The 13,280-nt window shown below is 61.6% G+C and carries 13 protein-coding genes and 1 pseudogene; 4 read left to right on the forward strand and 10 right to left on the reverse strand.

Features of this window, described 5'->3' with window-relative positions:
• Window positions 1–121 precede the first annotated feature (121 nt).
• The gene (locus EOA85_RS12570; RefSeq protein WP_127209629.1) at window positions 122–1,903 is read right to left on the reverse strand and encodes an acetolactate synthase 3 large subunit; all 1,782 of its coding nucleotides are present in this window, start codon (window positions 1,901–1,903) and stop codon (window positions 122–124) included.
• Between the two features lie 120 nt (window positions 1,904–2,023).
• On the reverse strand, window positions 2,024–2,338 hold the full coding sequence (locus EOA85_RS12575) for a hypothetical protein (RefSeq protein WP_127209630.1): 315 nt from the start codon (window positions 2,336–2,338) through the stop codon (window positions 2,024–2,026).
• 46 nt (window positions 2,339–2,384) lie between these two features.
• Here EOA85_RS12575 and EOA85_RS12580 point away from each other — a divergent pair.
• A pseudogene (locus tag EOA85_RS12580) lies at window positions 2,385–4,187 on the forward strand (NAD(P)/FAD-dependent oxidoreductase).
• Window positions 4,188–4,200: 13 nt separating this feature from the next.
• Here the strand turns inward: EOA85_RS12580 and EOA85_RS12585 are convergent.
• Complete coding sequence (locus EOA85_RS12585) at window positions 4,201–4,728, reverse strand: GNAT family N-acetyltransferase (RefSeq protein ID WP_127209631.1); 528 nt, start codon at window positions 4,726–4,728, stop codon at window positions 4,201–4,203.
• Between the two features lie 50 nt (window positions 4,729–4,778).
• Window positions 4,779–5,345 carry an XRE family transcriptional regulator gene (locus EOA85_RS12590; protein ID WP_127209632.1) on the reverse strand — a complete coding sequence of 189 codons (567 nt, stop codon included), beginning with the start codon at window positions 5,343–5,345 and terminating at the stop codon, window positions 4,779–4,781.
• Window positions 5,346–5,501: 156 nt separating this feature from the next.
• Here EOA85_RS12590 and EOA85_RS12595 point away from each other — a divergent pair, with 156 nt between their 5' ends.
• On the forward strand, window positions 5,502–7,331 hold the full coding sequence (locus EOA85_RS12595) for an ATP-binding protein (RefSeq protein ID WP_127209633.1): 1,830 nt from the start codon (window positions 5,502–5,504) through the stop codon (window positions 7,329–7,331).
• A 316-nt stretch (window positions 7,332–7,647) separates the two neighbouring features.
• On the opposite strand, the gene EOA85_RS12600 is transcribed toward EOA85_RS12595, so the two are convergent.
• Together EOA85_RS12600 and miaA are read right to left on the reverse strand one after the other, a co-directional pair.
• Window positions 7,648–8,439, reverse strand: coding sequence for a GGDEF domain-containing protein (locus tag EOA85_RS12600; protein ID WP_127209634.1), 792 nt, complete (start codon window positions 8,437–8,439; stop codon window positions 7,648–7,650).
• Between the two features lie 104 nt (window positions 8,440–8,543).
• Window positions 8,544–9,542 carry a tRNA (adenosine(37)-N6)-dimethylallyltransferase MiaA gene (gene miaA / locus EOA85_RS12605; RefSeq protein ID WP_127209640.1) on the reverse strand — a complete coding sequence of 333 codons (999 nt, stop codon included), beginning with the start codon at window positions 9,540–9,542 and terminating at the stop codon, window positions 8,544–8,546.
• Between miaA and serB the strand changes: the two genes are divergently transcribed.
• Window positions 9,526–10,428 carry a phosphoserine phosphatase SerB gene (gene serB / locus EOA85_RS12610; RefSeq protein WP_127209635.1) on the forward strand — a complete coding sequence of 301 codons (903 nt, stop codon included), beginning with the start codon at window positions 9,526–9,528 and terminating at the stop codon, window positions 10,426–10,428. The two genes, miaA and serB, sit on opposite strands and share 17 nt — an antisense overlap.
• Window positions 10,425–10,988, forward strand: a complete 564-nt coding sequence (locus EOA85_RS12615) for a GNAT family N-acetyltransferase (protein ID WP_127209636.1) — start codon at window positions 10,425–10,427, stop codon at window positions 10,986–10,988. Before serB ends, EOA85_RS12615 begins: the two co-directional genes overlap by 4 nt.
• Here EOA85_RS12615 and EOA85_RS12620 read toward each other — a convergent pair whose 3' ends face one another.
• From EOA85_RS12620 to EOA85_RS12635, 4 genes are all read right to left on the reverse strand, one after another.
• A complete protein-coding gene (locus tag EOA85_RS12620) occupies window positions 10,989–11,249 on the reverse strand; it encodes a pilus assembly protein HicB (RefSeq protein ID WP_127209637.1) in 261 nt (86 codons plus the stop codon).
• Window positions 11,176–11,448 (reverse strand): PIN domain-containing protein, encoded by a 273-nt coding sequence (locus EOA85_RS38910; protein ID WP_348627902.1) that lies wholly within the window; start codon window positions 11,446–11,448, stop codon window positions 11,176–11,178. The genes EOA85_RS12620 and EOA85_RS38910 overlap by 74 nt, the downstream gene beginning before the upstream one ends.
• Before the next feature lie 20 nt (window positions 11,449–11,468).
• Window positions 11,469–12,983, reverse strand: coding sequence for a DegQ family serine endoprotease (locus EOA85_RS12630; protein WP_127209638.1), 1,515 nt, complete (start codon window positions 12,981–12,983; stop codon window positions 11,469–11,471).
• Between the two features lie 142 nt (window positions 12,984–13,125).
• Window positions 13,126–13,278: a DUF2065 family protein gene (locus EOA85_RS12635; protein ID WP_245485720.1), complete on the reverse strand. Its 153-nt coding sequence runs from the start codon at window positions 13,276–13,278 to the stop codon at window positions 13,126–13,128.
• Window positions 13,279–13,280 lie beyond the last annotated feature (2 nt).

Below are 13,280 nucleotides of genomic sequence, written 5' to 3' on the forward strand. Positions count from 1 at the left end.
GAAGTAGGCGGAGCCGGTCGGTTGAAGCTGTGCGTTCATGACATGAATCTCGATTTCAAACTTTTGAGCCAATTCTCTGTTTCCGCACGGCTTCTTCCGACAGCCCTGCCCCGGCTGACAGTTACACCAGTTCCCTGCCCTTGGCGTCGATGGCGTTGGCCACCGCCTCCTCGGTCGCCTCATCCGGCAGAAGCATCTCGTTGTGCGCCTTGCCCGACGGGATCATCGGGAAGCAGTTGGCAAGTGTCGCCACCCGGCAGTCGAAGATCACCGGCTTCTTCACCGAAATCATCTCCTTGATCGCGTCGTCCAGCTCGTCCGGCTTCTCGCAGCGGATGCCGTGGCCGCCATAGGCTTCGGCAAGCTTGACGAAATCCGGCATCGCTTCGGTGTAGGAATGCGACAGCCGGTTGCCGTGCAGAAGCTGCTGCCACTGCCGCACCATGCCCATATACTGGTTGTTGAGGATGAAGATCTTGATCGGCGCTTCGTGCTGCACCGCGGCACTCATCTCCTGCATCGTCATCTGCACCGAGGCGTCGCCGGCAATGTCGATGACCAGCGCATCCGGGTGCGCGATCTGGACCCCGAGCGCCGCCGGCAGGCCGTAGCCCATCGTGCCGAGCCCACCGGAGGTCATCCAGCGGTTCGGCTTCTCGAAATGGTAGTGCTGCGCCGCCCACATCTGGTGCTGGCCAACCTCGGTGGTGATGTAGGTGTCCATGTCTTTGGTCAGTGCGTAGAGCCGCTGGACGGCATATTGCGGCATGATCACGTCGTGGTTCATCTTGTAGGCAAGTGAATCCCGCGCCCGCCATTTCGCGATCTGCTCCCACCACGGGTGGAGCGCCTTCTTGTCGGCTTTGGCGGTCGCCCGCCACAGCCGCACCAGATCCTCCAGCACCCGGCCGACATCGCCGATGATGGGCACATCGGTGTGGACGTTCTTGTTGATCGACGATGGATCGATGTCGATATGGATCTTCTTCGAGTTCGGCGAGAACGCGGTGAGCCGACCGGTGATACGGTCGTCGAAGCGCGCACCGATGCAGACCATGACGTCGCAATCATGCATCGCCATATTGGCTTCATAGGTGCCGTGCATGCCGAGCATGCCCATCCAGTTCTTGCCCGACGCCGGATAGGCGCCAAGGCCCATCAGCGTCGAGGTGATCGGGAAGCCGGTCAGATCGACCAGTTCGCGCAGCAAATGGCTGGCTTCCGGGCCGGAATTGATGACACCGCCGCCCGTATAGAGGATCGGCCTTTTCGCGTTGGCCATCAGTTCGACCGCCGCCTTGATCTTTTCCAGGTCGCCCTGGACCTTAGGCTGATAGCTCGTGCGCGGCGCCGTCTGTGGCGGCACGTAGATGCCCTTGGCGAACTGCACGTCCTTCGGAATATCGACGACGACCGGACCGGGACGTCCTGTCGTTGCGACGTGGAAGGCCTCGTGGATGATTGCCGCGAGCTCGTTGACGTCCTTCACCAGCCAATTGTGTTTGGTGCAGGGGCGCGTGATGCCGATCGTGTCGCACTCCTGGAACGCGTCCGAGCCGATCAGCGAGGTCGGTACCTGACCGGTAAGGCAGACCAGCGGGATCGAATCCATCAGCGCATCCTGCAAGGGCGTTACCGCGTTGGTGGCGCCCGGCCCCGATGTCACCAGCATGACGCCGGCCTTGCCGGTCGAGCGCGCATAGCCCTCCGCCGCATGACCCGCGCCTTGCTCGTGACGGACGAGGATGTGCTCGACCTCGTCCTGTTGGAAGATTTCATCATAGATCGGGAGAACCGCGCCGCCCGGATAGCCGAAAACATGCTTGACGCCATTGTCCTTCAGCGCCTGCACCACCATTTCGGCGCCGGTGATTTCGCGCCGCTCGTTCTGTCCACTGCTCATCGGTCTGGTCCCGTACTGTCCGCCATGCGGCGATTGCTGGTCGTTTAGTCGTGTTTCGGGCAATAAAAAAGGCCCCCGAGGGAGCCTGTGTCTTGCGCATGGGAGGTTTTCGCCCGGCGGTTACACCGCCTTGCCCACGCGCTTTCCTACTACGAGAATGAGTGCCGTTTTCATGGTGGCGGACAATAGAATTGGTTTTGCGCCGCTGTCAACGGGGAATGTGACACGATGCCAAAAGGGTTTGAACCCGTTGGTCATATCGGACGGCCGGTTGACGATCATCGCATTGAGCCAGTTGGTTCCGCCACAAGGCACCGTTCCGGTACGATCGCCGGCAGGACCAGAGTTCACGATCGTCCCGATAAGCCATTGAAACCACGCCAAACTATTTGACGACGTGACGCGGCGCACAGTTTGCCGCGATACTCCGGTCAACCGGCATAGCCACGATGACGACCAGGACTTCACGGGAGGAAATCTGATGCTCGACAAGGCCCCAGGCAAGAAACTGTCCGACCTGCTCGACCGATTCGGCGCAGCGCTTGCCGCCGGCGACATCGACAAGGCGGTCGGGTGCTTTCAGGAAGACTGCTACTGGCGCGACCTGGTGACCTTCACCTGGAACATCAAGACCATGGAAGGTCGCGACCAGGTGCACGATATGCTGAGGAGTCAGTTGGCGAAGACGAAACCTTCGAACTGGGCGCTTGCGAAAGGCGAAGAGGCCACAGAGAGCGACGGGCTGCTCGAAGGTTGGATCAGCTTCGAAACGGAGGTTGCGCGCGGCTTCGGCCTATCAGGTTGAAGAACGGCAAGATCTGGACGCTCCTCACCACCATGGTCGAGCTGAAGGGTCATGAGGAACCCGCCGGCTTCGCGCGCCCGTTGGGCGCCAAGCATGGTCACGGAAAAAAACCGGCCGACCTGGAAAGAGGAGCGTGAGAAAGAAGCCGCCGAACTTGGCTTTGTCAGTCAGCCCTACACGCTGATCATCGGCGGCGGCCAGGGCGGCATCGCGCTCGGTGCCCGGCTGAGGCAGCTCGGCGTGCCGACCATCATCGTCGAGAAGAACGAGCGTGCCGGCGATTCATGGCGCAGGCGCTACAAGTCGCTCTGCCTGCACGACCCGGTCTGGTACGATCATCTGCCCTATATCGACTTCCCCAGGAACTGGCCGGTCTTCTCGCCCAAGGACAAGATCGGCGACTGGCTGGAAATGTACACCAAGGTCATGGAGCTGAACTACTGGTCCTCCACGGAGGCCAAGAGCGCCGCCTATGACGACGAGAAAAAGGAGTGGACGGTCGTCGTCCATCGCGGTGGCAAGGACATAACGCTGAAGCCGAAGCAGCTGGTGCTGGCCACCGGCATGTCGGGCCGGCCTAACATCCCGAAGTTCAAGGGCATGGAGAATTTCAAGGGTGATCAGCACCATTCTGCGAAACATCCCGGTCCGGACAGCTACGTTGGCAAGAAGGTCGTCGTCATCGGTTCGAACAATTCCGCGCACGATATCTGCGCCGCACTCTGGGAAGCCGGCGTCGACGTCACCATGGTGCAGCGCTCGACCACGCATATCGTCAAATCCGACACGCTGATGGATGTCGGGCTCGGCGCGCTCTATTCGGAGCAGGCCGTGCAAAACGGCATGACCACGGCCAAGGCCGACCTCATCTTCGCCTCCCTGCCCTACAAGATCCTGCACGAGTTCCAGATCCCGCTCTACGAAAAGATGAAGAAGCGCGATGCCGCCTTCTATGAGGGCCTGGAAAGGGCCGGCTTCATGCTCGACTGGGGCGACGACGGTTCGGGCCTATTCATGAAATATCTCAGGCGCGGTTCCGGCTACTACATCGACATCGGCGCCTCCCAGCTGATCATCGACGGCGCCGTCAAGCTGAAAAGCGGCGTCGACGTGACCGAGATCAAGGAACATTCGGTCCTGCTCAGCGACGGCACCGAGCTGTCGGCCGATGTCGTCGTCTACGCCACCGGCTACGCTTCGATGAACGGCTGGGCGGCGGAGCTGATCTCGAAAGAAGTCGCCGACAAAGTCGGGAAGTGCTGGGGTCTCGGCTCGAACACCACCAAGGACCCTGGCCCCTGGGAGGGCGAACAGCGCAACATGTGGAAGCCGACACAACAGGAAGCGCTCTGGTTCCACGGCGGCAATCTGCACCAGTCACGCCACTATTCGCAGTTCCTGTCGCTGCAGTTGAAAGCACGGCTCGAGGGCATCGCAACGCCTGTCTACGGGCTGCAGGAGGTCCACCACACGGGATAGAATTCGGGGGCTGTTACCGGGACTGGCCGATGCGCTTCCAGTAGATAAGCGTACCGGTCAGTCCGCCATGCGGCTTCAATGCATAGTCCGGTATCTCACCGGCAAGCGTGAAGCCCAACCTCTCATAGAGACCGGAAGCGCCCTCCTCTGTCGCCGTATCCAGGACCAGCAGCGTGCGGCCTTTTTCGACTGCAAGGCTTTCGGCCGCCGACATCAGGCGAGTAGCCACGCCATTGCCGCGATGGTCGACGCGGGTCATCAGCTTGGCGATCTCGGCCCGGTGCGGCTGGTTGGGGGGACAGTCGAGCAGCAAGGTAACGGTGCCGACCAGAGCCTCGCCGTCCCAGGCGCCGAGCACAGCTCTTTCGCCTCTTGCAGCCGCAATAAGCGACTTCCTCCAGAAGGCGCCTGCGGCGTCCGGCGCCAGCGGATGCATGAAACTGACCGATCCACCGGCCGCTACCGTCTCGATCAGCATATCGACCAGCATTGCATGCGTTTGCGCAGTTTGTGTCAGCGCCTTGATTTCGATGGAACTCATGCGTGCAAGATCCCTGGAGTGAGATCGGGCCATAAGATGCGGCCCTGTCATCAGCCTCTGGCCAGCGCGACCAGATACTCGGCGGCGTCCGGTCCCGGAGCGTGGAAGCTGCAATCCGACGGCGCGCCAAGTGCCAGGCAGTCACCCGGTTCGAGACTGTGGACGACGTCGCCCTCGGTGAATTCCAGCCGTCCGGACATCAGCCATATCTGTTGTCTGATGAAGGCATAGGACGCTGCCGGAAAGCTCACCTTGGCTCCCGCCGGCAATTGAACCCGGATCAGCTCGAGCGGCATATCCGAGACCGGCGAAAGATGCCGCCTGACATAGCCGGTTGCGGGATCGCGCCAAAGCGGTTGATCGCTTTCGCGAAGCAGCCCGCCGCCTTGCAGCTCGGCCCGCGCGATGAGAGTGGAAAGCGTCATGCCGAAGGCCGCGGCGACCCGCACGAGAAGTGCTGCGGTCGGGCTCGTCTTGCCGCGCTCTATCGTGCTGAGCATAGCTTTCGACACGTCGGAGCGGTCTGCGAGCTCCGCCAGCGACCAGGCCCTCAAGGCTCTTTCGGAGCGTATTCGCCTGCCGATGGTCGAGGATATGTCGTTCGCTATATCAGTCATTCATCCGGTATAACGAAATTTTAGCTTAGAGCAAGGCGCCGATCAAAATTCAATTTTCACGAATGGCTTAATTGCTCTTACACCATCCGACCTCACCCCACCTTAACCCCGTCGATGTAAGGTCGATCGCCTGGGGAAATGGGAAACAGCCTGTCCATGTTCGTCGACCGCGAAGCCTCCGTCGGAGAGCCGACATTGCAGGAGCGCCGCAAGGCGGAGCAGAACGACAAGCGCATTCTGGGCAATGTCGTCCAGTGCGACGGCGCGCGCGCCACCATCAGCGCCTATGCCGCCGATGTCGAAGGCACGGCCACCGGCCATTGGAGCGTCGGCAAGATGATCTCCATCAACCTTGGCGCCACGCGAACCGTCGGCCTGGTCTACGAGATCGGCAAGTCGGATCGCGCCTGGAGCAATGCGGGCCAGAACCCAATCGAGGTCAAAATCGAGCTCATCGGCGAGGTGCGCGACGGCGCCGAGCCCGGCACCAAACCGATTTTCGACCGCGGTATCACCACCTATCCGCATATCGGCGCCATCGCCCACCGCATCCGCAGCCGCGACTTGCAGGCGGTCTATGATCTCGCCGGACGTCATTCGATTACCATCGGAACGCTGTCACAGGATGAGGCGATCGACGCCAACATCGCCATTGACGACACGCTGGCGCGCCATTTCGCCATTGTGGGCACCACCGGCGTCGGCAAATCCACCGCCGTCTCGCTGCTTTTGCGCAAATCGATCGCCGCTCGACCCGACCTGCGCGTTCTCATCCTCGATCCGCACAACGAGTTCGCCGCGTCCTTGCCCGAGCACTGCGTCAGGGTCGATTCGACGACGCTGGACCTGCCCTTCTGGATGTTCAAGCTCGAGGAATTTGCCGAAGTGCTGTTTCGCGGGCGCGAGACCGTGCCGGAAGAGGTCGATGCTTTGCGCGATCTCATCCCCGCAGCCAAGAACCTGTATCGCAACCCGAATTCCGGCACCTATCTCAGGCGTGGCACTGATACACTGACCGCGGACACCCCGGTGCCCTATCGCGTTGTCGATCTTATCAAGCAGATCGACGAACGCATGGGACTGCTGGAAAGCAAGAACGACCGCCCCACCCTCAAATCGCTGAAGACGCGCATCGAATCGGCAGCCTCGGATCCGCGCTACCGCTTCATGTTCAATTCGCGGCTGATCGAAGATACCATCCACGAGACGATCGGCAATATTTTCCGCGTGCCGCATCACGGGCGCCCGGTGACCTGCTTCGAGATGGCCGGCATGCCGTCGGAAGTGGTCAATTCCGTCTGTTCGGTGCTGGCGCGCCTGGCCTTCGACCTTGCACTGTGGAGCGTAGGCCGGCTGCGGCTGCTTTTGCTGTGCGAGGAAGCACACCGCTATATGCCGGCCGATCCGCGCCTTGGTTTTGCGCCGACCCGACACGCGCTGTCGCGCATCGCCAAGGAAGGCCGCAAATATGGCTGCTATCTCGGCATCGTCACCCAGCGCCCGGGCGAGCTCGATCCCACCATCCTGTCGCAATGCTCGACCTTTTTCGCTATGCGGCTTGCTAATGAGCAGGACCAGGCGATCATCCGCTCGGCGATCGCCGATTCCTCGGCCTCGACGCTGGCATTCCTGTCTTCGATGGGCCAGCGCGAAGCCATCGCCTTCGGTGAGGGCGTGGCAACGACCATGCGGCTGAAGTTCGAGAAAATGTCCGATGACCTGATTCCAGGCACGGCCAAGCGCGAGGAAGCCTTGCCGTCCGAAACCGGCAATGATGTCGACCTGGTGGCGATCGTCGAAAGGCTGCGCAACGTACCGAAATCGCAGCAGGCGATGGCCTTCGCCGAAGTCGTGGATTCCGCCCGACAGGCCGGTGACCCCAACTACCGAAAGCCACTCGTCCCGCGCGTCCAACCCGACGACGATTTCGACATGCGTTATGGCTTGAAACCCGCAACCTTCGGCCTGCGCCCGCAGAACGATTGAGCCGGCGACGATGAAAGTCTCCATGGATCCAGCGCCCTGCGCGCTTGAGATACCGGGCAAGCTTTCCCTTCTTGGGTAAATCCCGTCAGGAATTCGTCAGGCTGAGCCGGATGGTGTCGTTTTCGAGAACCGGAGCGGAGTGGACATTCAGTCCACGAGCACGCGCATGACCCCAAAATCGTGATCGATTTTCGGAAAGGATCATGCGCAAAATGAAGATGCTACAGCATCCTTTGCGAGTCCAACGACGCGCGGCGCTGTAGTAGCGCAGAAAACGGCATCAGGCGGCCAGCATCACGAATTTAGTGACGGGATTTTAGGCGCAGACGCGGTTTCGGCCTTGCCTCTTGGCCTCATACAGCTGGCGGTCGGCGCGGCGATAGAACTCTTCGGCGGTTTCCTTACGGTCCCAGACGGCAAGGCCGACGCTCGTGGTGATCTTTAGGCGGACATTGCCTGACAGTATCGACATGTTGGCAATCGCCTTGCGGATGCGCTCGGCGAATTTGGACAGAAGTTCGGCGTCCATGTTGGGCGTGACCACTGCGAACTCCTCGCCACCCAGACGCGCCACCACATCGTGATAGCGTGTCATGTCCTTGAGACAGTTGGCGACCGCCCGCAACACCTCGTCACCAACATCATGGCCGTGGGTGTCGTTGACCTGCTTGAAATGATCGAGATCAAGGATCATCAGCCCGACCGGCTTCTCAATGCGGCGGAATTCCTCGAGATATTCCTTCAGTGCGTCATCGAAATAGCGCCGGTTCTGCATACCGGTCAGGCTGTCGGTCAGCGCCGCATGTTCCAGCGTTTCCGAACGAGCACTGAGCGAAACCGTCATGGCGCGCAGCTTGCCTTCTTCTGTCGCCTGCTTGCGGATCAGCGGATAGATGAAGAAAACGCCGAAGAACAGGGCAGTCGCCAAAAGAACGCCGGTCCCAAACAGCAGCTTGTTGAGATAGATGATCTTGTCGACCCTTGCGGGTGTATGAACGTCTTCGGCGAAGGCCTGCAGAAGCCCATAGGCATGAAGCGTCACTAGGCCGGCGGCCAGGATCACGAATATAAACACAAAAAAGGCTGATTCCGCCTTGTGAAAACGCATCTGCTCCCCGTTGGAAAATTCCCAAAGGCGTTATGGCATGGACGGGCTTACGGAGGGTTAATTAGGACAACTTCGACGGGAAGTCTCCCCTCAAAATCAACTTTTCAGGTTGCACTGGAAAGGGGATCCGAGATCGTGGATTCCACACGATCACCAGGGCGCAATTTCATCCATTCCGGACCCAACTGATGCCTGAACCAGGTCGCCTGGCGCTTGGCATATTGCCGCGTCGCGATCTTCGCGCGCTCGATCGCTTCGGGGAAACTCAACTCGCCGGCCATTGCGGCCTGGAGTTCGCGAACGCCGATCGCTTTCATCGCCGGCAAGTCGGGATCGAGGCCAAGGTCGGTCAGCCGCCTGACCTCGTCGAGAGCGCCCTTCTCCAGCATGCGGTCGAACCGCGCCTCGATCCGCTCCACCAGCTCCGCTCGGTCCGGTTCGATCACAAAGAAACGCGTGCTGGCCCTGTCGATCAGTGGACGGCCGCGCGCCGCCTGCCATTCCAGGATGGAACGGCCCGATGCGTCGAGCACCTCCAGCGCCCGCACGATGCGCTGGCCGTCGGTCGGCTTCAGCATCATGCCGGTTGCGGAATCCTCGCGCAGCAGGATGCGGTGCAGCTTGGCTGCGCCCTGCTCCTGGAGTTCGTAGCGCCAGCGATCACGGATCGACTGCGGAATGTCGGGCATTTCCGAAATGCCTTCCGCAAGCGCCCGAAAATAAAGCCCCGTCCCACCGACGAAAATCACCGGCCGTTCGAAGAACGTGCCGACCCGCCGTTCCAAGAACGCACCGTTGTCGATGAGCTTCATCACATCGCGCAGCCAGGCGCCGGTGGAATATGCGGTGGAGGGATGGACATGTCCGTAGAGGAAATGCGGGACGCGAGCGAGTTCGGCAGCAGTCGGCCGCGCCGTCAGCACGTCGAGCACCGAATAGCCTTGCATGGAATCGGTGTTGACGACGACGCCGCCATTGCGCTCGGCGAGGTCGACCGCAAGGGCGGACTTGCCGCTGGCGGTCGGCCCGGCTATCAGGATCGCGTTCTTAACGCGGCTCTCGCCCGCCTGCCTGCCGGAATTTGCGATGCCCCCGCTTGCCACGCCCTTGGTCGCCACGCTTGTGTCCCATCCCGCCGGCCGCGCATTGTCGCCGGCGCTTGCGAATATGGTGTCACGGTCGGTTGGCGCAAGCACTGTTCGCTGGCTGGCCGAAGGCATCGCCTGCGAATTCGGTTTGCCCGAGGCGGCCGAAGGCGTTGAAACGACCGCCGGCCTGCGCGCCGTGCTCGCACCCGAACCGGTCGACGTGATCGTCCAGCAGGCCGAGGGAAGGCGGAAGAAAATCCTCATCGCCGATATGGATTCGACTGTTATCGACCAGGAGTGCATCGACGAGCTTGCCGACGAGATCGGCGTCAAGGATTACGTCGCTGCCATCACGGCGCGATCTATGAATGGCGAGATCGCATTCGAGCCGGCCTTGCGCGAGCGGGTGGCGCTGCTGAAAGGCCTCGACGCTGCCGTGGTCGACCGCGTCATCGCCAACCGCTTGACGCTGGCCCCCGGCGGCCGCGCACTTGTCCAGACCATGCGGGCCAATGGCGCATGGACTGCACTCGTGTCGGGTGGCTTCAACGTCTTCACCTCACGCATCGCCGCCATGCTCGGCTTTCAGGAGAACCGCGCCAACCGCCTGATCGAGCAGGACGGCCACTTCACCGGGCTGGTGGCCGAGCCGATCCTGGGGCGTGCCGCCAAGGCCGATGCGCTGCTCGAGATTTCGGCGCGACTCGGGCTGACGACCGCCGACGCCATTGCTGTCGGCGATGGCGCCAACGACCTCGACATGATCCGCCTAGCCGGCACCGGTGTGGCACTTCATGCCAAGCAGGTCGTGGCGGCGGAGGCAAAATTCCGCATTGACCACGGCGACCTGACCGCGCTGCTCTATCTGCAGGGCTACCAGCGGGAGGAATTTGTGGAGTGACGCCGATCCGCACCGAGCGCCTGATCCTGCGCAACTGGGAGGATCGCGACCGTGAGCTCTTCTACCGCATCAATTCCGACGAACGCGTCATGGAATTCTTTCCATTTCGCCGCGACCGCGCTGCCGCGGACGCCAAAATGGACGAGTTCCGCGCCTGGATCGCCGAGGATGGCTACGGTTTCGCTGCCGCCGAGATAATTGAAACGCGCCAATGCATCGGCTTCGTCGGCCTCCTCGACACCGATCATTTGCCCTTCCTGCCTGCCGGCACAGTCGAGATCGGCTGGCGGCTGGCGCCCGAATTCTGGGGCCATGGCTATGTCACCGAGGCAGCCGAAGCGTGGCTCGCCTATGGCTTCGAAACGCTTGGCCTCGACGAAATCGTGTCCTTCGCCGTTAGGGATAACAGCCGTTCCACAGCCGTCATGAAGCGCCTGGGCATGATCGCCGACCCGGCCAGCGATTTCGACCACCCCGGCATTCCGGACAGCCATGCCATGCTCAAGCGGCATGTGTTCTACAGGCTGACAGCCAAGGATTGGCAAAAAAACCGGCCTTGATCAGTGCTTGTCAAACGGAAGCTCGCCGCCGGGTTGCGGCGGTTTGATGCCGACGCGATCGAGCACTTTAGCGAAATCATCGCCTGATGCATCACCAGCCCGTCGACGCAGGAAATCGGCCGCTGTCTCCATGGCTCCAACGTTTTGCGCCACGGCCGAAGCGATCCACTGGTTCAGCGACACCCCATCAGCCTTTGCCAGACGTGCAGCCGCCTCCTTGATCGACAAGGGAAGTTTCAACGGATAGGTCGCCTTGCTCATGTTCGAAATGCTTCCAACAATTCGGCGGGACTGATGACTGGAGCTTCAAAAAAGGGCCTGCCGCAGTCACAAAATCGCGGCGATTGTGAGTGACCAATGCGTCTGCCCGACGATTGATCGCTGCCGCAAGCACCATCTCATCCTTCGGATCACTCAACTGCGGGCGCCAGAGAAAGTGCAGCTCTACCGGTTCTGCCAAGACAGCAAAGCCGGCCGGACTCAGTCCATACGGATCGTCACAAACCGCAATTCGCCGGTCTTCGACGCCAGCATCAGCAGCGCGTTCTTGCGTCCCTGCTCCTTTAACGCAGCAATCCGGTCCATGACATCCTTGGGCGTGGCGACCGATTCCTGAGCGATCTCGGTGATCACCTCGCCGGCCTGGATGCCGCGTTCGGCAGCGGCCGAATCCTTGGTGACTTCGGTGATGACGACGCCGGAGACTTCGGCGGCGATGCCGAATTTCGCCCGCGTCTCGTCATTGAGCTCGCCAACGGTCATGCCGAGCACGGAAGCCGTCGAAACGGCGGGCGCCTCGTCGCCATTATCCTTGCCGGCAGTGCCATTCTCGCCGCTGGCAAGCTTTTCGCCATCTTCGAGCCGGCCGAGCGTCACCTTCACGGTCTGCTCGACACCCTTGCGCACGATGACCACGTCGACAGCCTTGCCGACCGTGCTTTCCGCGACGACGCGCGGCAGGTCGCGCATTTCATTGACGTCCCTGCCGTCGAACTTGATGATGACGTCGCCCGCCAGGATGGTGCCGTTGTCGACAGGCCCGCCCTTGATGACGCCGGCGACCAGGGCGCCCTTGGCGGTGGCCATGCCGAGGCTTTCGGCAATGTCGTCCGTCACCGGCTGGATGCGCACGCCGAGCCAGCCGCGCCGCGTCTCGCCGAACTGGCGGAGTTGGTCGACGACGCCCAACGCAAGCTGCGAGGGAATGGAAAAGCCGATGCCGATCGAGCCGCCGGACGGCGAGATGATCGCCGTGTTGATGCCGATCACCTCGCCGTCGCTGTTGAACAGCGGTCCGCCGGAGTTGCCTCGGTTGATCGCGGCATCGGTCTGGATGAAGTCGTCATAGGGACCGGAATTGATGTCGCGGTTGCGGGCCGAGACGATACCAACCGTCACGGTGCCGCCGAGGCCGAACGGATTGCCGATCGCCATCACCCAGTCCCCGACACGCATCTTGCTGGAATCGCCGAATTTCACCGCCGTCAGTTTGTGCCCTTTCGGATCGACCTTCAGCACCGCCACGTCGGTCTTGGTGTCGGTGCCGACCAGCGTCGCCTTTAGCGTCACGCCGTCGGAGAAATTCACCTCGATGTCGTCGGCATCGGCGATCACGTGATTATTCGTCACCACGATGCCCTGCTCGGCGTCGACCACGAAGCCGGAGCCCAGCGACTGCACCTTTTGCGAGGGGTTGCCTTGTTCGCCGGGGCGGTTCTTGAAGAAATCGTCGAAGAAATCCTGGAAGGGCGAGCCCTCCGGAAGCTGCGGCATCGGCACCGCGCCCGGGCCTTCCGTGCCCTTCACCCTCTGCGAGGTCGATATGTTGACCACGGCGCCGAGCAGGCCCTGCGCGAGATCGGCGACCGAAGCCGGGCCGTCGGCGGCGGCCGCAGGCGTCACCAGCGACGGGACGGTAGCGGCGCCGATAAGAAGTGCTGCAGCACCCGCGGTGAACGTCCGCCTCGCCGCGCGCAAAAACCTGTTGGATGTCATCGAGAAATCTCCCGGTGTCTCTGAGAAGAAAAGCGCTCGCCGAAAACGCTGCGTCGAACCATGTTGGCAAGAAATACGGCACGTTTGCGGCTATGGCTATCGGCGGAGGATAAAACCTCCGTTATCCCGAAATCATAGACCGTCATCCACCTCGCACCAGCCAGACGATGCCGACGCCAACGGCGATGGCAATCAGCCCGGCGACCCGCAGCGCATTCTCCGGCATCGACAGAACTTCGCCGGCAAGTTTCTTGGCGAGGCCGGGAAAGCCGCCATAGACCAGGCCCTCTACCACGA

The sequence above is a fragment of the Mesorhizobium sp. M5C.F.Ca.IN.020.29.1.1 genome (assembly GCF_003997375.1).
GTDB lineage: Bacteria > Pseudomonadota > Alphaproteobacteria > Rhizobiales > Rhizobiaceae > Mesorhizobium > Mesorhizobium wenxiniae.